The 22,339-nt window shown below is 53.8% G+C and carries 17 protein-coding genes; 12 read left to right on the plus strand and 5 right to left on the minus strand.

The annotated features are described in order from the left end of the window. Window positions 1–65 precede the first annotated feature (65 nt). Entirely contained in the window at window positions 66–3,209 is a 3,144-nt protein-coding gene (gene sbcC / locus OGY67_RS16980) for an exonuclease subunit SbcC (RefSeq protein ID WP_286574263.1), read from the minus strand. After that, the gene (gene sbcD, locus OGY67_RS16985) at window positions 3,206–4,408 is read right to left on the minus strand and encodes an exonuclease subunit SbcD (RefSeq protein ID WP_079934857.1); all 1,203 of its coding nucleotides are present in this window, start codon (window positions 4,406–4,408) and stop codon (window positions 3,206–3,208) included. The genes sbcC and sbcD overlap by 4 nt, the downstream gene beginning before the upstream one ends. Window positions 4,409–4,598: 190 nt before the next feature. On the opposite strand from sbcD, the gene phoB reads away from it, so the two are divergent. The 5 genes from phoB to malZ all read left to right on the plus strand — a co-directional run bounded on the left by phoB (window position 4,599) and on the right by malZ (window position 11,770). Next, complete coding sequence (gene phoB, locus OGY67_RS16990) at window positions 4,599–5,288, plus strand: phosphate response regulator transcription factor PhoB (protein ID WP_103284804.1); 690 nt, start codon at window positions 4,599–4,601, stop codon at window positions 5,286–5,288. Window positions 5,289–5,338: 50 nt separating this feature from the next. Next, the gene (gene phoR / locus OGY67_RS16995; RefSeq protein ID WP_286574266.1) at window positions 5,339–6,634 is read left to right on the plus strand and encodes a phosphate regulon sensor histidine kinase PhoR; all 1,296 of its coding nucleotides are present in this window, start codon (window positions 5,339–5,341) and stop codon (window positions 6,632–6,634) included. Window positions 6,635–7,039: 405 nt separating this feature from the next. Next, on the plus strand, window positions 7,040–8,359 hold the full coding sequence (gene brnQ / locus OGY67_RS17000; RefSeq protein WP_003021501.1) for a branched-chain amino acid transporter carrier protein BrnQ: 1,320 nt from the start codon (window positions 7,040–7,042) through the stop codon (window positions 8,357–8,359). An 81-nt stretch (window positions 8,360–8,440) separates the two neighbouring features. Further along, window positions 8,441–9,814, plus strand: coding sequence for a proline-specific permease ProY (proY, locus tag OGY67_RS17005; protein WP_008783922.1), 1,374 nt, complete (start codon window positions 8,441–8,443; stop codon window positions 9,812–9,814). Window positions 9,815–9,952: 138 nt separating this feature from the next. After that, complete coding sequence (malZ, locus tag OGY67_RS17010; RefSeq protein WP_071445895.1) at window positions 9,953–11,770, plus strand: maltodextrin glucosidase; 1,818 nt, start codon at window positions 9,953–9,955, stop codon at window positions 11,768–11,770. Here malZ and OGY67_RS17015 read toward each other — a convergent pair. Further along, window positions 11,764–12,666 carry a LysR family transcriptional regulator gene (locus tag OGY67_RS17015; RefSeq protein ID WP_071445893.1) on the minus strand — a complete coding sequence of 301 codons (903 nt, stop codon included), beginning with the start codon at window positions 12,664–12,666 and terminating at the stop codon, window positions 11,764–11,766. The two genes, malZ and OGY67_RS17015, sit on opposite strands and share 7 nt — an antisense overlap. A 273-nt stretch (window positions 12,667–12,939) precedes the next feature. Between OGY67_RS17015 and OGY67_RS17020 the strand changes: the two genes are divergently transcribed. The 3 genes from OGY67_RS17020 (at window position 12,940) to OGY67_RS17030 (ending at window position 16,190) form a co-directional block, all read left to right on the plus strand. Then, the gene (locus tag OGY67_RS17020) at window positions 12,940–13,581 is read left to right on the plus strand and encodes a hydrolase (protein WP_003021513.1); all 642 of its coding nucleotides are present in this window, start codon (window positions 12,940–12,942) and stop codon (window positions 13,579–13,581) included. A 173-nt stretch (window positions 13,582–13,754) separates the two neighbouring features. Next, window positions 13,755–14,300, plus strand: coding sequence for an antibiotic biosynthesis monooxygenase (locus OGY67_RS17025; protein WP_286574268.1), 546 nt, complete (start codon window positions 13,755–13,757; stop codon window positions 14,298–14,300). A 21-nt stretch (window positions 14,301–14,321) separates the two neighbouring features. Continuing rightward, window positions 14,322–16,190: an amidohydrolase gene (locus tag OGY67_RS17030; protein ID WP_286574270.1), complete on the plus strand. Its 1,869-nt coding sequence runs from the start codon at window positions 14,322–14,324 to the stop codon at window positions 16,188–16,190. Between the two features lie 67 nt (window positions 16,191–16,257). Here OGY67_RS17030 and OGY67_RS17035 read toward each other — a convergent pair whose 3' ends face one another. After that, window positions 16,258–16,860, minus strand: coding sequence for a peroxiredoxin (locus OGY67_RS17035; RefSeq protein ID WP_003021524.1), 603 nt, complete (start codon window positions 16,858–16,860; stop codon window positions 16,258–16,260). 168 nt (window positions 16,861–17,028) lie between these two features. Further along, a complete protein-coding gene (gene acpH / locus OGY67_RS17040; protein ID WP_003830978.1) occupies window positions 17,029–17,610 on the minus strand; it encodes an ACP phosphodiesterase in 582 nt (193 codons plus the stop codon). Window positions 17,611–17,700: 90 nt separating this feature from the next. On the opposite strand from acpH, the gene queA reads away from it, so the two are divergent. The 4 genes from queA (at window position 17,701) to secD (ending at window position 22,331) form a co-directional block, all read left to right on the plus strand. Next, a complete protein-coding gene (gene queA, locus OGY67_RS17045; RefSeq protein WP_032942525.1) occupies window positions 17,701–18,765 on the plus strand; it encodes a tRNA preQ1(34) S-adenosylmethionine ribosyltransferase-isomerase QueA in 1,065 nt (354 codons plus the stop codon). Between the two features lie 208 nt (window positions 18,766–18,973). Continuing rightward, window positions 18,974–20,101 carry a tRNA guanosine(34) transglycosylase Tgt gene (tgt, locus tag OGY67_RS17050; RefSeq protein WP_003021535.1) on the plus strand — a complete coding sequence of 376 codons (1,128 nt, stop codon included), beginning with the start codon at window positions 18,974–18,976 and terminating at the stop codon, window positions 20,099–20,101. 22 nt (window positions 20,102–20,123) lie between these two features. Beyond that, on the plus strand, window positions 20,124–20,456 hold the full coding sequence (yajC, locus tag OGY67_RS17055; protein WP_003021544.1) for a preprotein translocase subunit YajC: 333 nt from the start codon (window positions 20,124–20,126) through the stop codon (window positions 20,454–20,456). Between the two features lie 27 nt (window positions 20,457–20,483). After that, window positions 20,484–22,331 carry a protein translocase subunit SecD gene (secD, locus tag OGY67_RS17060; RefSeq protein WP_003021547.1) on the plus strand — a complete coding sequence of 616 codons (1,848 nt, stop codon included), beginning with the start codon at window positions 20,484–20,486 and terminating at the stop codon, window positions 22,329–22,331. Window positions 22,332–22,339 lie beyond the last annotated feature (8 nt).

Consider the following 22,339-nt stretch of genomic DNA (forward strand, 5'->3'; position numbering starts at 1 on the left):
GAATAATATGCAGGGAATGATATTGCCGATCTTGTCGGCAATATCAATACGTCGAAAAATCAGCGTCATTCCACTCTGAAAGTGTTGTCGAGTTTGCTGTAACCCAGCCCGTTGATTTTTTTCACTTTGATTTGCACCGGAATGCGTTCTTTCATTGCTTCGACGTGGCTGATCACGCCAATGGTTTTACCGGTAGCGTTGAGTGCATCCAGTGCGTCCAGAGCGGTATCCAGCGTTTCGCTGTCCAGCGTGCCGAAGCCTTCGTCGAGGAACAGGGAGTCAATTCGCGTTTTGTGGCTGACCAGATCGGACAATGCCAGCGCCAGCGCCAGACTCACCAGGAAGCTCTCACCTCCGGAGAGCGTACGCGTGTCACGCACCGCATCGGCTTGCCAGGTATCGACCACTTCCAGCTCCAGCGCTTCGCTAGCCTTGCGCTGCAACAAATAGCGACCGTGCAGACGGGTTAACTGGTTGTTGGCAAGCCAGACCAGGTTATCCAGCGTCAGTCCCTGGGCAAATTTGCGGAACTTATCTCCCTCTTTCGAGCCGATCAGCGCATTCAGATAGCCCCAGTCTTCGACCTGCTGCGCGACTTTTTCAATCTCCTGCATCAGCGCCTGCTGCTGCTGGCGGTTTTCAGTATCCTGCCTGAGCTGCTGGCGAATTTCTCCCTGACGAGTGGTGTTATCCCGCAGCAGTTGGGTGAGCTGCGCCAGCGTGTCGCGAAGATGTTGTGCCGTGAGAGTGAGATCCACCCCGGCTGGTTGCTGCTGTTGATGAGTCACCAGCGCCTGCTGGGCCTGATTAAGCAGCGTTTGTGCCTGTTGTTGCTGGTTTTCCAGCGATTGTTTCAACAGCTCAAGACGGTTGAAGGTCTCTTCATCCAGCAGGGCGGCAATAAAGGCGTCACGGTTGTCAAAGATGCTGGCCTGCAATGCGGCATCAAACTGCGCCTGAATGTCTGCGGCGCGCTGAACGTCCTGTGCTTCCTGCTGCTGCAAGGTTTGCCACTGTCCCTGTAAAGAGAGGCAATCGTCGTGCACCTGCCGCCAGTTTTCCAGCGACAGATCCTCAATGATTTCAGAAAGCGCCTCAGATTCTGGCAGCGTTTCCAGCAGCGGCGCAAGCTGGGCAATCCGGGCCTGTAGCTCAGTCAGTTCATTCTGGCGCTGTTGCCACATTTGCGCTTCGTTCGCCCGTTCTCTTAGCCATGAGGAGACTTCATCCTCGGGCGGAAGGGCCAGACCATGACGGTCCAGCTCTGAGGTTAACGTTGCCTGGCGCTGGTCAATATGCTGTTGGAGTTGAGTAATCTGTTCGGTATGCGCGGCGATTTGCGCCTGCAGGGTATGACGCAAGCTTAACTGGTGAAGCTGTTGTTCGTACTCTTCCTGAGCGGCCAGCCACGGGGCAATGTCATCCTGCAGTTGTAGCGATACGTTGAGGCTGGCGGTAACGGTCAACCACTCTTGAGTAAGTGCTTGCTCCTCCTGAGAAAGCCTCTGTGCTTCATGTTCATCGCGCTGAAGTTGCTGCGTTATCGCCTCAAGCTGCCCGCGCAGGGTTGAACCCTCATCGGCCAGCGTTTTGACCTCTTTTTCCAGCACTTCACGTCGTGCCTGATTTACGCTCAGCTCAAGCGTCTGGTAACGCTCGATAGCCGGATGTGTAGTAGAGCCACAAAGCGGACAAGGTTTGCCGGATTCCAGTAATGCCCGATGGCTTTCCAGATCTTTGATGCGGGCTTCCTGCTCGCAAATGAGTCTCACATCGGCAAGTTGCTGATTTTTATCTTTATAGCGCTGACGTTTCTCGGCAAGTACCGCGTTGCGCTGGGTCAGCTCTTGCTGGCGCTGCAGCAGTGAAGCGCGTAGCTGTGCCAGCTGCTTTTGCTTCGGGACGATTTGCCCGTGCAGATTACTGAGGCGCTGGCGTAGTGGACGAAGCTGCACATGTTGAGCCAGCGCTTCTGTCACTTCCTGCGGCGAAAGGGTCAACGTGGGAAGCGCCAGTGCATCGAGCTTACGTGTGTCGTTCTCCCGCAGCTGTTGCCACTGGCGTAGCTGGGCGCTGGCGTCGGACTGTTGCGCCAGCAGCGCTTTCCATCCTGCCAGTTCGCTACTCCATAAGCGGAAGCGGTCATGTTCGTTCAGCCAGTCGGTTAACGTCTGTTGTTCGGCGAGTATCGCGGTCGATTGCGTGTGCGCTTGCTGACGGATACACCCGCGCAGCGCTAAGCTGCTTTGTAAGCGAGTATTCACTTCCTGAATCTTCTGGCGCGTACGCTCGATAGTAGCCGTTTGTTCCTGGATTCGCTCCCAGTGAGGGCGCAATGCTCTGGCCGGCTGCGCCAGGCTCAGCGCTGCCAGCTGCGGCTGCGCGTCTTCTTGCGCCTGAAGTGCTGCCTGTAATGCCTGCTGATGGCGGTTTATGTCCGTCTGAAGCTCATTTTGCCGAATAAGCCAGTTGAGGTGCTGTTGCTGAGTTTGTTGGCTGGTAAGGTATTGTTTTTCTTCGTCAGTAAGTACCTGCAAACTTTCCGTCAGGGACTGCACCTGCTCTGGTGCTAACAGCGCCACGCCGCTGGCCTGGGCCTGCAGTTTTTCCAGCTCCGTACGCGCTGACTTGTGCTTTTCAAACACCATGGCGGAGATTTGGCCGTAGATCTCAGTACCAGTTAACTCTTCCAGAAGCTCGGCGCGCTCTTTCGGTTTGGCATTAAGAAAGGCGGCAAACTGGCCCTGAGACAGTAGCATCGAACGGGTAAAACGCCCGTAATCCAGCCCGGTAAGCTCGGCTGTCATCTCCAGCTTGTCTTTGACTTTATCGGCGAGGATTTTACCGTCAGCGCAGCGGGCTAGCTCTACGCGCGGGACCTGCAGGTTGCCCTCGGGCTGATTGCGCGCCCGGTTCTGGCTCCAGAATGCGCGGTAGGCTTCGCCGCGCACCTCAAACTCAACTTCGGCCAGACACTCCGCGGTGTCGCGGGTCATCAGGTCGTTTTGCGACTGTGACACTGTATTCAGGCGCGGCGTTTCGTGGTACAGGGCGAGGCAAATCGCGTCCAGCAGGGTGGTTTTCCCCGCGCCCGTTGGCCCGGTGATGGCGAATAACCCGTTACTGGCAAAAGGTTCTGCCGTGAAATCGACTTTCCATTCTCCCTTCAGGGAGTTGAGGTTCTTCAGGCGCAGGCTGAGAATTTTCATGCTTCACTCTCCCCGGCAAGCGTGTGTAAGGTTGCGCTAAACAGCTGATTCAACCGCTCACGCTGAGGCTCCTCGAGCTCTTCCAGCGCCAGGCGGCGGTCAAAAACTTCCGTTACGCTTAGCTCGCTTAACGTTTCGCGTCGTTCATTGGCCATAATACGTTCACGTTGTTCCCGACTGCGGCGCACCAATAACACCTCGACCGGTAAATCTTCGGTTAAGGCCTGGATCTTACGTTGCATGTCATGCAGATAGTCGTCGGTGGTGATTTCAATATCCAGCCATATCGGCGGCTCTTGTGGCACGTTACGCCACTGTTCAAGCTGGGTGGTAATGGCGGCTAAATCGCCTTTCAGTACCGCAAGCGGCTGGGTGACCGGTACGGTGAGATTTTCAACGGCGCTGAGTTTCCCCGCTTCAAAGCTCACCAGATGTACACATTTGTTTTTGCCGCACTCGTCAAAACTAAGGGCAATCGGTGAACCGCAGTAGCGAATATGGTCCGTCCCGCCGATAACCTGCGCCCGGTGAATATGCCCCAGTGCGATGTAGTCCGCGGGTGGAAAGTTTTGCGCCGGAAAGGCGTCCAACGTACCGATATAAATGTCACGTACGGCGTCACTTTTACTGGCGCCAACGGTGGTCAAATGGCCGGTCGCAATGATGGGCAGGTTTCGATCGCCACGCAGCGTGCAGGCGTCCTGATACTGCTGCTGGTAATAGTCGGTGATCGCCCCCAGCAGATGCTGCTGTTTTTCTTGTCCGGTTAGCCCGGCCTGGCTGGTAATGATGTCACGTGGTCGTAAGAAAGGAACCGGACACAGGATCGCTCCCGGCGTGCCATCACGTTGCGGCAACACCTGCGGCGCATGGCCGGCGCTGGCAACGACCGTGGTGTTGAGAAACGCCAGAATATCGCGGGACTCATTGAGCGTGGCGACGGAGTCGTGGTTGCCTGCCAGCACGACCAGATGACAGCCAGTTTGCTGCAGATTGACGACAAAACGGTTATACAGCTCACGGGCGTAGCTTGGCGGTGAGCCGGTATCGAAAATATCGCCCGCCACAATAATGGCATCCACCTGCTGGGATTGTGCCGTTTCCAGCAGCCAGTCGAGAAAGGCCTGATGTTCAGCGGCGCGGCTCTTGCTGTAGAAATTTTGGCCCAGATGCCAGTCAGACGTGTGAAGGATGCGCATAAGAGTTCCATGACGATAAAACAGTGGCGGGGATTATAACCTTTCAGAGACGGTAATATCTTGTCTCCGGGCTGTCATAATTCGTCTGGCTGCGTTAAACCTGGACTATCTTTTCATAAATCTGTCATAAAACTGACGCATAATGGCACCGTATTGATGGCAAACGATTTAATTATAAACAGGGCAAATCATGGCGAGACGTATTCTGGTCGTAGAAGATGAAGCTCCAATTCGTGAAATGGTCTGCTTCGTGCTCGAGCAAAACGGTTTTCAACCCGTAGAAGCCGAAGACTATGACAGTGCTGTGAACCAACTCAATGAACCCTGGCCGGATCTCGTCCTGCTTGACTGGATGCTTCCCGGCGGCTCGGGTCTACAGTTTATTAAGCATCTCAAGCGCGAAGCCATGACGAGGGAGATCCCCGTGATGATGCTGACGGCGAGGGGAGAAGAGGAAGATCGCGTCCGGGGTCTGGAAACCGGTGCGGATGACTATATTACCAAGCCGTTTTCTCCCAAGGAGCTGGTGGCGCGTATTAAAGCTGTGCTGCGTCGAATTTCCCCCATGGCGGTGGAAGAGGTTATTGAGATGCAGGGGCTGAGTCTTGATCCCACTTCGCATCGCGTAATGACCGGCGAAGAACCGCTGGATATGGGGCCGACCGAATTCAAACTGTTGCACTTCTTTATGACTCACCCCGAACGCGTATACAGTCGTGAACAACTCCTCAATCATGTCTGGGGAACCAATGTCTACGTAGAAGACCGGACAGTGGATGTGCATATCCGCCGCTTGCGTAAAGCGCTGGAGCACAGCGGACACGATCGTATGGTGCAAACAGTTCGCGGGACGGGATATCGTTTTTCGACCCGCTTTTGACTGACAAGAATCAGGGCCTGATGGATTAGGCCGTTTATGGAGTAAGACGTTTGCTAGAACGATTGTCATGGAAAAGGTTGGTACTGGAGCTGATCCTGTGCTGCATACCGGCATTTATCCTTAGCGCTTTTTTCGGTTACCTGCCCTGGTTTTTACTGGCGTCGGTAACGGGCCTGCTTATCTGGCATTTCTGGAATTTATTACGTTTATCCTGGTGGTTATGGGTCGACAGAAGTATGACGCCGCCGCCGGGGCGAGGCAGTTGGGAGCCGTTGTTATATGGGCTGCATCAAATGCAGCTTCGCAACAAAAAGCGCCGTCGAGAACTGGGTAACCTGATTAAACGTTTTCGCAGCGGGGCGGAATCCCTACCCGACGCGGTGGTGTTGACCACCGAAGAAGGCGGTATCTTCTGGTGTAACGGACTGGCTCAGCAGGTTCTGGGACTGCGTTGGCCGGACGATAGCGGGCAAAATATTCTTAACCTGCTGCGCTACCCGGAATTCACACAATATCTGAAAACGCGCGATTTTAGCCGGCCAATCAATCTGGTGCTCAATACCGGACGGCATCTGGAAATTCGCGTGATGCCCTATACCGATAAGCAATTGTTGATGGTGGCGCGCGACGTTACCCAGATGCACCAACTGGAAGGTTCACGGCGTAACTTTTTCGCCAACGCCAGCCATGAGTTGCGCACACCGCTGACGGTGCTGCAAGGCTACCTGGAAATGATGCAGGAGCACCCGCTGGAAGGGACAACGCGCGAAAAAGCACTGCATACCATGCGTGAGCAAACGTACCGTATGGAAGGCCTGGTGAAGCAGTTGCTGACGCTGTCAAAAATTGAAGCTGCGCCGACGTTGCAGCTGAATGAGAAAGTCGATGTGCCCATGATGCTGCGCGTGATCGAGCACGAAGCGCAAACCCTGAGCCAGCATAAACATACCTTTACCTTTGATGTCGATAACAGCCTGAACGTGCGAGGCAACGAGGAGCAGTTGCGTAGCGCTATCTCGAATCTCGTGTACAACGCGGTTAACCACACACCAGCGGGAACGCACATTACCGTACGCTGGCAGCATGTGGCGTCGGGGGCGGAGTTTTGCGTGGAAGACAACGGTCCGGGCATTGCCCCCGAGCATATTCCACGTTTGACTGAACGTTTTTATCGTGTGGATAAGGCGAGATCGCGACAAACGGGTGGTAGCGGGCTGGGGCTGGCTATCGTGAAACATGCGCTGCATCACCACGACAGCCGTTTGAACATCGAAAGCGAACCAGGCAAAGAGACGCGATTTAGTTTCATGATCCCGGAACGTTTCATTGCCAAAAGTAACGGCTAAGACGTATTCGTAAGATAATCTTTCCAAAAGCCAGCGCAAGCTGGTTTTTTTTATGTGGTCAATAGATGCCTCCTGAATTTTACGACGTTTGATTGTTTTTTGTTCGAATTATTACCCATACCTTTTTCCATGAAATGGTGTTTTGTGCTAACCCTATTTTTCATATCGCTATATTGTTCTGGTTTTTGGATCCCACCTTGCTTTAAAACGTTATAAGCGTTTAAATTGCGCTCCAGGTGCTGTCATACCGACTGCATTTACGCGGTAAATCGAAAAACTATTCTTCGCCGCGCCAGGTCGGGAGTGTTTCCCGCTGGAATTGAGCAAAAATGCCGCTGTATTGTCCCCCAGGGAAAGGCAAAAATTTACTATTTTCAACACCACATCCACAGGCAGTAAGACTTTATGACCCATCAGTTAAAATCGCGCGATATTATCGCTTTGGGATTTATGACATTTGCACTGTTCGTTGGTGCAGGTAACATCATCTTCCCCCCAATGGTTGGTTTGCAGGCAGGTGAACACGTCTGGACTGCGGCTTTTGGCTTTTTGATTACGGCCGTTGGCCTGCCGGTTCTTACCGTTGTCGCGCTGGCGAAAGTCGGCGGTGGTGTGGACCGACTGAGCACGCCTATCGGTAAAGTTGCCGGTCTGCTGCTGGCGACCGTTTGCTATCTGGCCGTTGGGCCGTTATTCGCTACCCCGCGTACCGCGACGGTCTCTTTCGAAGTCGGGATTGCACCGCTGACTGGTGACTCTGCGCTGCCGCTGTTTATCTATAGCGTTATCTATTTCGCGATTGTCATTCTGGTTTCGCTTTATCCGGGCAAACTGCTGGATACGGTGGGTAATTTCCTGGCACCGCTGAAAATTCTGGCGCTGGTGGTCCTGTCTGTCGCTGCAATCGTCTGGCCAGCAGGCCCGATCAGTAATGCGATGGAAGCCTATCAAACTGCGGCGTTTTCTAATGGCTTCGTGAACGGGTATCTGACCATGGATACGCTGGGCGCGATGGTGTTTGGTATTGTTATCGTTAACGCCGCTCGCTCGCGTGGTGTTACTGAAGCGCGTCTGCTGACCCGTTATACCGTTTGGGCGGGTTTAATGGCGGGTGTGGGCTTAACGCTGCTGTATCTCGCGCTGTTCCGTCTGGGTTCAGACAGCGCGATTCTGGTCGATCAGTCTGCTAACGGCGCGGCGATTCTGCATGCGTATGTTCAGCACACCTTTGGCGGTGCAGGAAGCTTCCTGCTGGCGGCGCTGATTTTCATCGCCTGTCTGGTCACCGCGGTTGGCCTGACCTGTGCGTGCGCAGAGTTCTTTGCCCAGTACGTTCCACTGTCTTATCGCACGCTGGTATTTATCCTCGGCGGCTTCTCGATGGTGGTTTCTAACCTGGGTCTGAGCCATCTGATTCAGATCTCTATTCCGGTGCTGACGGCTATCTATCCGCCATGTATCGCACTGGTTGTATTAAGCTTTACCCGCTCATGGTGGCATAATTCTTCCCGCGTCATTGCTCCTGCGATGTTTATCAGCCTGATTTTTGGTATCCTTGATGGCATTAAAGCTTCTGCAATTGGCGACGTGTTACCGGCCTGGACCCAGCGTTTACCGCTGGCGGAGCAGGGGCTGGCGTGGTTGATGCCAACAGTCGTGATGGTGGTCCTGGCAGTTATCTGGGATCGCGCCGCGGGTCGACAAGTGACCTCCAGCGCACACTAATATCACTGACAATAAGTTTTAACCACGGGGCTATTAACATGGCCCCGTGGTTTTTTTATTGTGTTAACAGGTTAGGAATCGATGGAAAGTAATAACAAGCTAAAGCGTGGGCTGAGCACCCGGCACATCCGCTTTATGGCATTAGGTTCAGCAATTGGTACCGGGCTGTTTTACGGCTCGGCCGACGCTATCAAAATGGCGGGGCCAAGCGTATTGCTGGCCTATATTATCGGCGGTGTCGCGGCGTACATTATTATGCGTGCGCTGGGCGAAATGTCTGTTCATAACCCGGCAGCCAGCTCCTTCTCGCGCTACGCGCAGGAAAACCTCGGACCGCTGGCAGGCTACATTACCGGCTGGACCTACTGTTTTGAAATCCTGATTGTCGCCATTGCCGACGTGACAGCCTTCGGCATATACATGGGCGTCTGGTTCCCGGCGGTACCGCACTGGATTTGGGTACTCAGCGTGGTGCTGATTATCTGCGCCATCAACCTGATGAGCGTGAAGGTGTTTGGTGAGCTGGAGTTCTGGTTCTCGTTCTTCAAAGTCGCCACCATTATCATCATGATTGTCGCCGGTTTCGGTATCATCATTTGGGGGATTGGCAACGGCGGGCAACCAACCGGTATCCATAACTTATGGAGCAACGGTGGCTTCTTCAGCAACGGCTGGCTCGGCATGGTGATGTCGCTGCAAATGGTGATGTTTGCCTATGGCGGGATTGAGATTATCGGGATTACCGCAGGCGAAGCCAAAGACCCGGAAAAATCTATTCCGCGCGCCATCAACTCCGTACCAATGCGTATCCTGGTGTTTTATGTGGGGACGCTGTTCGTCATTATGTCTATCTACCCGTGGAACCAGGTGGGTACCGACGGTAGCCCGTTCGTTATGACGTTCCAGCATATGGGCATTACTTTTGCTGCCGGGATCCTCAACTTTGTGGTTCTGACTGCGTCGCTGTCGGCTATTAACTCTGACGTCTTCGGTGTGGGGCGTATGCTACACGGCATGGCGGAGCAGGGCAGTGCCCCGAAAATGTTCGCCAAGACGTCGCGTCGTGGCGTGCCGTGGGTGACGGTAATGGTGATGACTATCGCGCTGCTGTTTGCGGTGTATCTTAACTACATCATGCCGGAAAACGTCTTCCTGGTGATCGCCTCTTTGGCGACCTTCGCCACGGTATGGGTGTGGATTATGATCCTGTTGTCGCAGATTGCTTTCCGTCGTCGTCTGCCGCCGGATGAGGTCAAAGCGCTGAAATTTAAAGTTCCGGGTGGGGTAACGACGACCGTTGTTGGCCTGATTTTCCTGGTCTTTATCATCGCGCTCATCGGCTATCATCCGGATACCCGCATTTCGCTGTACGTCGGCTTTGCGTGGATTGTCCTGCTGCTGGTCGGATGGGGATTCAAGCGCCGTCGCGAGCGCCAACTGGCTGAAGCACAGTAATATTTTTGCCGGGTAGCTTTGCGTTACCCGGCAAGTTTCTCCTCCCCCGAACTCCTCCCCCAATAAACGTTAAGATGATGAGTGATCCTGCACTTCGCTATGGCAAGGTGACGTCATTATCATCAAAGGGGATACGTGATGTTGAACGCCTGGCACCTTCCGGTTGCCCCATTTGTTAAGCAAAACAAAGATCAACTGACGATTACATTATGGCTGGTGGGGGAAAATCCACCCCAGCGGGTGACGCTACGCGCAGAAAACGATAACGAAGAGATTTCGCTGGCTATGCACAAGCAGCGCAGCCAGCCGCAGCCGGGTGTGACCGCGTGGCGAGCGGCGATCGATCTCTCCAGCGGGCAGCCTCGTCGACGCTATAGCTTTAAATTACTTTGGCTCGATCGTCAGCTGTGGTTCACCCCACAGGGATTCAGCCGTTTTCCGCCTGCGCGTCTGGAGCAGTTTGCGGTTGATGTGCCGGATAACGGTCCGCAGTGGGTTGCCGATCAGATTTTCTATCAAATTTTCCCGGACCGTTTTGCCCGCAGCCAGTCGCGTGAAGCGGGCCAGGATAACGTCTATTACCACCACGCCGCCGGACACGACATCGTGCGGCGCGAATGGGACGAACCGCTTACGGCTCAGGCCGGTGGCTCCACGTTTTATGGCGGCGATTTGGACGGCATCAGCGAAAAGCTACCGTACCTGAAAACGTTAGGGGTCACGGCGCTGTACCTGAATCCTGTATTTACCGCCCCGAGCGTGCATAAATACGATACCGAAGATTACCGTCATGTTGATCCGCAATTTGGCGGCGACAGGGCGCTACTGCGTCTGCGGCACAACACCCAACGGCAGGGCATGCGTCTGATTCTCGACGGCGTCTTTAACCATAGCGGCGATTCGCACGCCTGGTTTGACCGACATAATCGGGGGACAGACGGGGCGTGCCATAATCCAGAATCCCCCTGGCGCGACTGGTATCATTTCTCAGCCGACGGCGTTGCGCTCGACTGGCTGGGATATTCCAGCTTACCTAAGCTGGACTTTTCCTCGGAAAGCCTGGTGAATGAAATTTATCGTGGTGAAGACAGTATCGTCCGCCACTGGCTGAAAGCGCCGTGGAGTATGGACGGCTGGCGTCTTGATGTGGTGCACATGCTGGGAGAGGCCGGAGGCGCACGTAACAACCTACAACATGTGGCCGGAATTACGCAGGCGGCAAAAGAAACCCAGCCAGAGGCGTATGTGGTGGGTGAGCATTTTGGCGATGCGCGCCAGTGGTTGCAGGCTGATGCAGAAGATGCCGCCATGAACTATCGCGGCTTTACTTTCCCCCTCTGGGGATTTCTCGCCAATACCGATATCTCATACGACCCGCAATCCATTGATGCCCAGACCTGTATGGCATGGATGGATAACTACCGCGCGGGGTTGTCGCATCAGCAACAGCTGCGGATGTTTAATCAGCTCGACAGCCACGATACCGCCCGCTTTAAATCTCTGCTCGGTAAAGACGTCGCACGGTTACCGCTAGCGGTGGTATGGCTGTTTACCTGGCCTGGCGTGCCCTGTATTTACTACGGTGACGAAGTGGGGCTGGACGGGAACAACGATCCGTTTTGTCGCAAACCGTTCCCGTGGCAGCCTGAAAAACAGGACGCTACTCTGCTGGCGTTGTATCAGCGGTTGGCAAAATTACGCTACCAGAATCAGGCGCTGCGCCACGGTGGTTGCCAGGTGATTTACGCCGAGGATAACGTGGTGGTGTTTGTTCGCGTGCTAAACCGACAGCGCGTACTGGTGGCGATTAACCGTGGCCACGCTTGTGAAGTGGTCCTGCCAGCCTCGCCATTACTGAGCGTGAGTCAATGGCAGCACAAAGAGGGCAACGGCATGCTTGCCGACGATATCCTGACGTTGCCGGCGATTTCCGCCTCGGTATGGATAGGTCATTGATATAAGCGCGCAATCTCCGGGCTTGCCAGCAGCGTTTCCCGCCACCAGCGCTGTGCCAGCCCATCGCGGTTATTGCGCCATGCCATGTAAGCCACGTCTTTTTGGCGAAATGAGATAACCGTTTTTTCCACCAGCTCGCCCGTGGTAAGCCACGGGCTGGCAATATGGCGGGGGAGAAATCCGCAGCCCATACCGGCTCGTAGTAGCATCACCTTACTGTGGAAGTCATCGACGCGGATTTGCGCCTGTTCCTCCATCAGATTGGTTTGTAACGGATGGCAGAAGCGGGCGCTGTCGCTGATAACAATCGCCCGATGCAGGCATAACTGTTCGTTGGTCAGGCCGTCTGCTGCTGCGGCCAGCGGATGCTCAGGCGCAACGACAAACACATTGTCCAACGTGCCGAGCATTTTATAGGACCAGGCTGCAGACGTTGGCGGTTCATTAATTGCCCCCAGAATAATATCGGCTCCATTATGGGTCAGCTCCTCCCAGGAGCCCGCCAGCGTATGGTGGGTAAAACTGAGGCGAGTTTGTTTATTCAGCGCATGAAATTCATCGATAATGGGCAACAGCGCGGTGAAAGGGAAGGAGTCGTCCAGCGCAATTGCCAGCTCTTTTTCCCAGCCTGAACTCAGCTGTACCGCCTGCTTTTCGAGATCTTTTGCCGCATTCAGCAGCAAACGCCCTTTTTCCAGCATCATCTGTCCGGTATCGGTAAATTTTGCCCGGTGCCCGGAACGGTCAAGCAGCTCGATATTCAAATCGCTTTCCAGCTTCTGAATCATATAGCTGAGTGCGGCAGGGGTTTTAAACAGCGACTCGGCCGCTGCGGCAAATGAACCCTGTTTGTCGAGTGCGTCGAGAATAAGCAAAACATCCAGATTAATGCGCATAAGCAGAAAATATCCTGAAAATTAAACCCTTCTGTTGTACCGAATGAAGAAAAACAATGCCAGTGAATAAATTAGATGAGTCATGCGCATTTTTTTGATGTTGTTTAGGATATATCGCAACACAAAATTAATAGTTTCACAGGATGGTAAGTTTTCTTTAATAACTCGTTAGAAATTTCCCGCTATACTCAACAAGCTTTCTGATTCAGGATCCTGCTGCTGACGGCAGATACAGACCGTTGCCTTTTAACTTATTGATTAAGAAGGTGTGCTATGTCTATTCGGGAACTGATTGACCCTCAAAACTCTACGCTTATTTTTATTGATCATCAGCCGCAAATGTCATTCGGTGTGGCGAATATTGATCGCCAGACTTTAAAAAATAATACCGTGGCATTAGCGAAAGCCGGGAAAATATTCAATGTTCCGGTGATTTATACTTCTGTAGAAACCAAAAGTTTTAGCGGATATATCTGGCCGGAATTGTTAGCGGTTCATCCTGATGTCAAACCCATTGAACGCACCTCAATGAACTCCTGGGAAGATGCGGCGTTTGTGAAAGCGGTGGAAGCGACCGGGCGTAAAAAACTGATTATCTCCGCGCTGTGGACCGAAGTATGTCTGACTTTTCCGGCGCTGATGGCACTGGAGGCAGGCTATGAAGTTTATGTGGTAACGGATACCTCCGGCGGCACGTCCGTAGATGCTCATGAGCGTTCTATCGACCGCATGGTACAGGCAGGTGCCGTACCCGTAACCTGGCAACAGGTTCTTCTCGAGTACCAGCGCGACTGGTCCCGCAAAGAAACCTACGACGCCGTAATGGATCTGGTACGCGAGCACAGCGGCGCCTACGGTATGGGCGTGGATTATGCCTATACCATGGTGCATGGCGCGCCGGAACGTAAAGCTTAAATACATGTCATCCTTCATGTTGCATCTTTGTTGGCTTCGCTTGCGTACCCCGGTCACTTACTTATGTAAGCTCCCGGGGATCCACAACCTTGCCGCCTCGATGCACCATGAATGATTTTGTGTATTGCTTTCCTGGCCTAAGCGGCCTGTTTCCTGTCAACAAGGAACCCTTCATGGCGCAGAACAAACATGTGACGTTGGTAATTACTCACACTCTGCTACCTGAGCAGGCGCAGCGGTATGAGCAGTGGCTGGGGAAAATCATGCCTGTAGCGGCTGAATTTCCCGGTCATCTCGGGGCGAACGTGATTCGCCCGGCAGATGGCAACAACCTGTGGAACATCATTATCCGCTTCGACACGCTTGAGCATCTGTATAGCTGGACCCAGTCCGATACGCGCCGCGTGTTGGTCGAAGAGATTGCTCCACTGCTGGCTGAAGGTGACAAAACCGAAATTCGCACCGAAGCAGCGTTCTGGTTTACGCCGCCCGCGCCCCATGTACTCCAGCCCAAACGCTGGAAACAGTTTCTGATAACCCTGCTAGTGATATTTCCCAGCACCAATCTGGTGCCGTGGTTGACCGGCATTGTGCTGCCTGCAATGAAGGGCTCGTTACTCCTGCATCTCATCAATGATGCCTTTGTGGTTGCGCTGGTGGTCTGGTTCTGGATGCCCATCGTAACCCGTCTGTTTGCCGGATGGCTGAAAAAAGCCTGACCGGTACCTCAGGAGATTGTTATGTCTCAAACTGCCACACTGATTCTGACTCACGGAAAAATTCATACTCTCGACAGGCAAAGTCCGCAGGTCGAGGCGGTGGCGATCGCCAACGGAAAGATCCTGGCGACCGGTAGCCACGAACGGGTAATGAGCTTTGCCGCCGAAGGGACGCAGGTTGTCGATCTGCAAGGACATACGGTGATCCCGGGCCTGAACGATTCGCACCTGCACCTTATTCGTGGTGGACTGAATTACAACCTGGAATTGCGTTGGGAGGGCGTGCCGTCACTGGCGGACGCGCTACGCATGCTCAAAGACCAGGCTGACAGAACGCCGTCGCCACAATGGGTACGCGTGGTGGGCGGCTGGAGTGAATTCCAGTTTGCCGAACGTCGCATGCCAACCCTCGAAGAACTGAATGAAGCCGCTCCGGATACTCCGGTTTTTGTTCTGCATCTCTACGACCGGGCTTTGCTCAACCGCGCCGCGCTGAAAGCGGTTGGCTATACCAAAGCGACGCCGGATCCGGCGGGCGGTGAGATTGTGCGTGATAGCAACGGCAACCCGACCGGAATGCTGATCGCTAAACCGAACGCCATGATCCTTTATTCTACGCTGGCAAAAGGACCAAAACTGCCGCTGGAAATGCAGGTTAACTCGACCCGTCAGTTTATGCGTGAACTGAACCGTCTGGGACTGACAAGCGCCATCGATGCGGGCGGCGGCTTCCAGAACTACCCGGAAGATTACGAGATCATTGAGCAGTTACACGCTAACAAACAGATGACGGTACGTATTGCCTACAATCTGTTTACCCAGCGTCCGAAGCAGGAACTGGAAGACTTTGAACGCTGGACCGATATGCTCAAGCCAGGGCAGGGAACCGACTTCTATCGTGCCAACGGGGCGGGGGAAATGCTGGTCTTTTCTGCAGCGGATTTTGAAGACTTCCTTCAGCCACGTCCGGATCTGCCGGAGGGGATGGAAGATGAGCTAGAGCGCGTGGTTCGTCACCTGGTGGAGCATCGCTGGCCGTTCCGCCTGCACGCCACCTACGATGAATCTATCAGCCGAATGTTGGACGTATTTGAGAAAGTTAATCGTGATATCCCGTTCAATGGCCTGCACTGGTTCTTCGATCACGCCGAAACAATTACTGAACGGAACATTGAGCGTGTAAAAGCACTGGGCGGCGGGATTGCGGTCCAACACCGTATGGCGTTCCAGGGAGAGTATTTTGTCGATCGCTACGGCAAAGACGCGGTTAAACATACGCCGCCGGTGGCGAAAATGCTGGCGGCTGACGTTCCGGTTGGGCTGGGGACTGACGCCACCCGCGTGGCCAGCTACAACCCGTGGACCGCGCTCTACTGGCTGGTTTCGGGCCGTACCGTTGGCGGGATGGCAATGTACGATGATAACAACCGTCTGCCGCGTGATGTTGCCCTGGAACTGTGGACGGCCGGGAGCGCCTGGTTTTCCAGTGAGCAGGATAAGAAAGGGCGCATCGAGAAAGATCAACTGGCCGACCTGGTGGTGCTGTCTAAAGATTACTTCAGCGTGCCGGAAGAAGAGATCAAAGGTATTGAGTCGGTGATGACCGTTGTTGATGGCAAAGTGGTTTACGCCGCAGGGCATTTCACCCCGCTGGCACCACCTGCTATTCCGATTGTGCCGGACTGGTCGCCAGTGGTGAAGGTGCCAGGGCATTATCGCTCAGCACCACCTGCTGCGGCGAAAATTGGCGCAATGGTGCAGATGCACCAGTGCTGCGGCAGCTGCGGCGTACACGGTCACCAGCATGATATTGCGCGGAAATCGGGGATTCCGGTGTCAGATGACCGGGCTTTCTGGGGCGCGCTTGGCTGCTCCTGCTTCGCGTTTTAATCGCTTATCGGATCTGCTAACAATAAAAAAGGCCCGCATTTGCGGGCCTTTTGTCGATTCATGCCAATTACAGGCTGGAAACGTTCTCGGTCAGGTATTTTGCCACGCCGTCCGGAGACGCGTTCATACCTTCTTTACCTTTTTCCCACTGTGCCGGGCAAACGTCGCCGTGCTCTTCGTGGAACTGCAGCGCGTCAACCATGCGCAGCATTTCGTCGATGTTACGACCCAGCGGCAGATCGTTAACCACCTGGTGGCGAACAACGCCGTTAGCGTCGATCAGGAAAGAACCGCGCAGCGCAACGCCCGCTTCCGGGTGCTCGATGCCGTAGGCTTTCTGGATTTCGCGTTTGATGTCAGCAACCATTGCGTATTTCACTGCACCGATGCCGCCTTTGTCGACAGGGGTGTTACGCCATGCGTTGTGGACAAATTCAGAGTCGAAGGAAACGCCAACAACTTCAACGCCGCGCTTCTGGAATTCTTCGTAACGTTTGTCGAATGCGATCAGTTCAGACGGGCAAACGAAGGTGAAGTCCATCGGCCAGAAGAACAGAACGGTGGTTTTACCGTTGGTATGCTGTTTGAAGTTGAAGTTTTCAACGATCTCACCGCTACCCAGTACCGCAGCTGCTGTGAAATCCGGAGCCTGACGAGTTACCAGTACCATATAATTCTCCTGCAAAGTTAAGGGGTTTTTGGAACGCAACGCGGGCCAGTATAGAGAGTGTTCGGGAATAAGACAAAGAGGCGCTGGCAATCAATGAGACAGGTTTTGTCTATCAATCTTTTGCCGGACGGCGGCTACTGCTTATCCGGCGGGGAATGCGGGCTGCGATCAAAGGGTTTTACACCGCGCCTGTTCCATCATTTGCGGATAAAACTGCCAGAATCGTTCTTCTAACGCATCGTAATGCGTATCGAGGTCATACCATGAGTCGCGTAGGGCATCGAGCCGTGGACGGCGGCTGGCCATGCCGTTCAGGACGTTCTGGATAAAATCCATGTCCCGGTAGCGCTCAAGCCATTTCTCTGACCATATATAGTTGTTCAGATTGATAAAGCGCGGCGGCGATTCCGGCAAAATAGTGGTTACCTGGGTACGGGCATAGCGCACAAAGTCTGTCAGCGGGAAGTCAGGGGAGATTTCCGACCAATGGCGCGACAGAAAATGATCCCACATAACGTCCAGCGTAATCGGCGCGACGCGGCGCGTTTCGCTACGAAACCACTCTTTGGCTTCACGCACCTGCGGTAAGTTATCGGTCATCACGTCGATACGACGATGCATGAAGATGCCTGCTACCACATCAGGCGAGTAGTGTGTTTCCGGATTACCCCGGACAAAATCGGCCAGCAGATTGCCGGAAAGCGAGCTATCGGCAAGGTGAGCGAGATGCAAATGTGCAAGAAAATTCATAGTTAAACGTTTATCCAGAGGGGTAAAGGTTGCAGGGAGAACGCCCCGGCACTAGACTACCCGCCTCTTATTTTAGTCTGAGTCAGTGTCATGCGCGTTACCGATTTCACCTTTGAACTACCCGAATCCCTGATTGCCCACTATCCGCAAGCTGAGCGCAGTAGCTGCCGCTTGCTGTCTTTGGACGGGCCGACGGGCGCGCTGACGCACGGTACTTTCACCGATTTGCTCGATAAGCTCAACCCTGGAGACTTGCTGGTCTTTAACAACACCCGCGTCATTCCTGCGCGTCTGTTTGGTCGTAAAGCCAGCGGCGGTAAGATTGAAGTGCTGGTCGAGCGTATGCTGGATGACAAACGTATTCTGGCGCATATTCGTGCCTCGAAAGCGCCGAAACCGGGTGCCGAGCTGCTGCTGGGCGACGACGAAAGTATTAAGGCGACGATGGTCGCCCGCCATGACGCGCTGTTTGAAGTTGAGTTTAACGACGAACGCAGCGTGCTGGATATCCTCAACGCCATCGGCCATATGCCGTTGCCGCCGTATATCGACCGTCCGGATGAAGACGCCGACCGCGAGCTGTACCAGACCGTGTACAGCGAAAAACCGGGTGCCGTCGCTGCGCCGACCGCGGGGCTGCATTTTGACGATCCGCTGCTGGCTAAACTGCGCGATAAAGGCATTGAAATGGCGTTCGTCACCCTGCACGTTGGCGCGGGTACTTTCCAGCCGGTACGCGTAGACACCATCGAAGACCACATTATGCATTCTGAATATGCGGAAGTGCCGCAGGATGTGGTGGACGCGGTGCTGGCGGCGAAAGCGCGCGGTAATCGCGTGATAGCCGTGGGAACAACGTCCGTTCGCTCACTGGAAAGTGCGGCGCAGGCGGCCAAAAACGATCTCATCGAGCCGTTCTTCGGCGATACACAAATCTTTATTTATCCAGGCTATAAATATCAGGTGATTGATGCTCTGGTCACCAACTTCCACCTGCCGGAATCGACGCTGATTATGCTGGTTTCCGCATTTGCTGGTTATAAAAACACCATGCACGCCTATCATGAAGCGGTAAAAGCGGAATATCGCTTTTTTAGTTACGGGGATGCCATGTTTATCACGTACAATCCGCAGGCTATTTCTGAGCGACCGTGAGAAGGCTATCTCACTTGCCATTTTGATGTCGGGCAGTGCTCGCCATCCTCACGTACTGCGTGTACGCTCCGGTGGCTGTGCGCTGGTCGCCCCCAAACTGGCTGCGCCGATTGCGCCTTCGCCAGTGGGTTAATATATTTTTACTCCGTGGAGTGATTCCGTGGGGAAAGTTTAATCATCAGACTGTCTCTCTGATGCAGGAGAAAAAATGAAATTTGAACTGGATACCACAGACGGTCGCGCGCGCCGCGGCCGCCTGGTTTTTGATCGTGGCGTAGTAGAAACGCCTGCTTTTATGCCGGTCGGTACTTACGGCACAGTAAAAGGCATGACGCCGGAAGAAGTTGAAGCGACCGGCGCACAGATTATCCTCGGCAATACTTTCCACCTGTGGCTGCGCCCGGGTCAGGAAATCATGAAACTGCACGGCGATCTGCACGATTTCATGCAGTGGAAAGGGCCGATCCTCACCGACTCCGGCGGCTTCCAGGTGTTCAGCCTGGGCGATATCCGTAAGATAACCGAGCAGGGCGTGCATTTCCGTAACCCGATCAACGGCGATCCGATTTTCCTCGATCCCGAGAAGTCGATGGAGATTCAATACGATCTCGGTTCCGATATCGTGATGATCTTCGACGAATGTACACCGTATCCGGCCGACTGGGACTATGCTAAACGCTCAATGGAGATGTCTTTGCGTTGGGCGAAGCGCAGCCGTGACCGTTTTGATAGCCTCGGCAACAAAAATGCGCTTTTTGGCATCATTCAGGGCAGTGTTTACGAAGATTTACGTGATATCTCCGTCAAAGGTCTGGTAGATATCGGCTTTGATGGCTACGCTGTCGGCGGTTTGGCTGTCGGTGAGCCGAAGGAAGATATGCACCGCATTCTGGAACATGTTTGCCCGCAGATTCCGGCAGATAAACCGCGTTACCTGATGGGCGTCGGCAAACCAGAAGATCTGGTTGAAGGCGTGCGTCGCGGTATCGATATGTTTGACTGCGTGATGCCAACGCGAAATGCCCGTAATGGTCATTTGTTTGTGACTGACGGCGTGGTAAAAATTCGTAACGCGAAACATAAAAGCGACACCAGTCCGCTCGATGCTGAGTGTGATTGTTACACCTGTCGCAATTATTCGCGCGCTTACTTGCATCATCTCGACCGTTGCAACGAAATATTGGGCGCGCGACTCAACACGATTCATAACCTTCGCTACTACCAGCGTTTGATGGCGGGTTTACGCAAGGCTATTGAAGAGGGTAAATTAGAGAGCTTCGTGACCGATTTTTACCAACGTCAGGGTAGACCAGTTCCACCTGTGAACGTTGATTAATTTTAATAATGAGGGAATTTGAATGAGCTTTTTTATTTCTGATGCGGTAGCGGCAACAGGTGCTCCGGCGCAGGGCAGCCCGATGTCTCTGATTCTGATGCTGGTGGTGTTTGGTCTGATTTTCTATTTCATGATCCTGCGCCCACAGCAAAAGCGTACCAAAGAACACAAGAACCTGATGAACTCCATTGCGAAAGGCGATGAAGTACTGACTAACGGTGGTCTGGTGGGTCGCGTGACTAAAGTAGCAGAATCTGGCTACATCGCTATCGCGCTGAACGACACCACTGAAGTGGTTATCAAACGTGATTTCGTAGCTGCCGTTCTGCCGAAAGGCACCATGAAGGCGCTGTAATTTATTGTTTTCCCAAAGGGAACTGCCGTGTTAAACCGTTATCCTTTGTGGAAGTATGTCATGCTGATCGTCGTTATTGTCGTCGGTCTGCTCTATGCGCTTCCCAACCTGTATGGTGAGGATCCGGCTGTTCAAATCACTGGCGTGCGCGGTGCCGCCGCCAGTGAGCAAACGCTGATCCAGGTCCAGAAAACGTTACAAGAAGATAAAATCACACCTAAGTCTGTGGCTCTGGAAGAGGGTGCTATTCTCGCGCGCTTCGACTCCACTGATACCCAACTGCGCGCACGTGAAGTATTAATGGGCGTACTGGGCGATCAGTACGTCGTGGCGCTTAACCTTGCTCCGGCAACCCCGCGCTGGCTGGCTGCCATTCACGCAGAACCGATGAAACTCGGTCTTGACCTGCGTGGCGGCGTTCACTTCCTGATGGAAGTGGATATGGACACCGCGCTGAGTAAGTTGCAGGAACAAAATATCGATAGCCTGCGCAGCGATCTGCGTGAAAAGGGCATTCCTTATACTACCGTTCGCAAAGAAGATAACTACGGTCTGAGCATCACTTTCCGTGATAGCAGCGCCCGTGATGAAGCTATCTCTTACCTGAGCAAACGTCACCAGGATCTGGTTATTTCCAGCCAGGGCAGCAATGCTCTGCGTGCGGTAATGACCGATGCGCGCCTGAGCGAAGCCCGTGAATACGCAGTACAGCAGAACATCAACATTCTGCGTAATCGTGTTAACCAACTGGGTGTTGCTGAGCCCGTGGTACAACGTCAGGGTGCTGACCGCATTGTGGTCGAACTGCCGGGTATTCAGGATACCGCGCGTGCGAAAGAAATTCTGGGCGCAACCGCGACGCTGGAATTCCGTCTGGTAAATACCAACGTTGACCAGTCTGCTGCGGCATCCGGGCGTGTACCGGGTGACTCGGAAGTGAAACAATCTCGCGAAGGTCAGCCAGTTGTGCTGTACAAGCGTGTGATCCTGACCGGTGACCATATCACCGACTCCACTTCCAGCCAGGACGAATACAATCAGCCGCAGGTTAACATCTCGCTGGATAGCGCAGGTGGTAACATCATGTCCAACTTCACCAAGGACAACATCGGTAAGCCGATGGCGACCCTGTTCGTGGAGTACAAAGACAGCGGTAAGAAAGATGCCAACGGTCGTGCAGTACTGGTGAAACAGGAAGAGGTGATTAACATCGCCAATATCCAGTCTCGCCTGGGTAACAGCTTCCGTATCACCGGTATCAACAACCCGAACGAAGCACGCCAGCTTTCCCTGCTGTTACGTGCCGGTGCGTTGATTGCGCCGATTCAGATTGTTGAAGAACGTACCATCGGCCCAACCCTGGGTATGCAGAACATTAAACAGGGTCTGGAAGCATGTCTGGCCGGTCTGGTGGTGTCTATCCTGTTCATGATCTTCTTCTATAAGAAGTTCGGTCTGATTGCGACCAGTGCGCTGATTGCTAACCTGGTGCTGATCGTCGGTATTATGTCGTTGCTGCCGGGGGCTACGCTGAGTATGCCGGGGATTGCGGGGATCGTCTTAACCCTTGCCGTCGCGGTCGATGCGAACGTACTGATCAACGAACGTATCAAAGAAGAGTTGAGTAACGGGCGTTCGGTGCAGCAGGCCATCAATGAAGGTTATGCGGGCGCATTTAGCTCCATCTTTGATGCGAACATTACGACGCTGATCAAGGTCATCATCCTGTACGCAGTTGGCACCGGGGCAATTAAAGGGTTCGCGATTACTACCGGTATTGGTGTGGCGACGTCGATGTTTACCGCGATTGTCGGTACACGTGCCATCGTAAACCTGTTGTATGGCGGCAAGCGCGTCAAAAAGCTGTCAATCTGAGGAGTGCG

Source organism: Citrobacter sp. Cpo015 (assembly GCF_030333035.1).
Lineage (GTDB): Bacteria > Pseudomonadota > Gammaproteobacteria > Enterobacterales > Enterobacteriaceae > Citrobacter > Citrobacter portucalensis.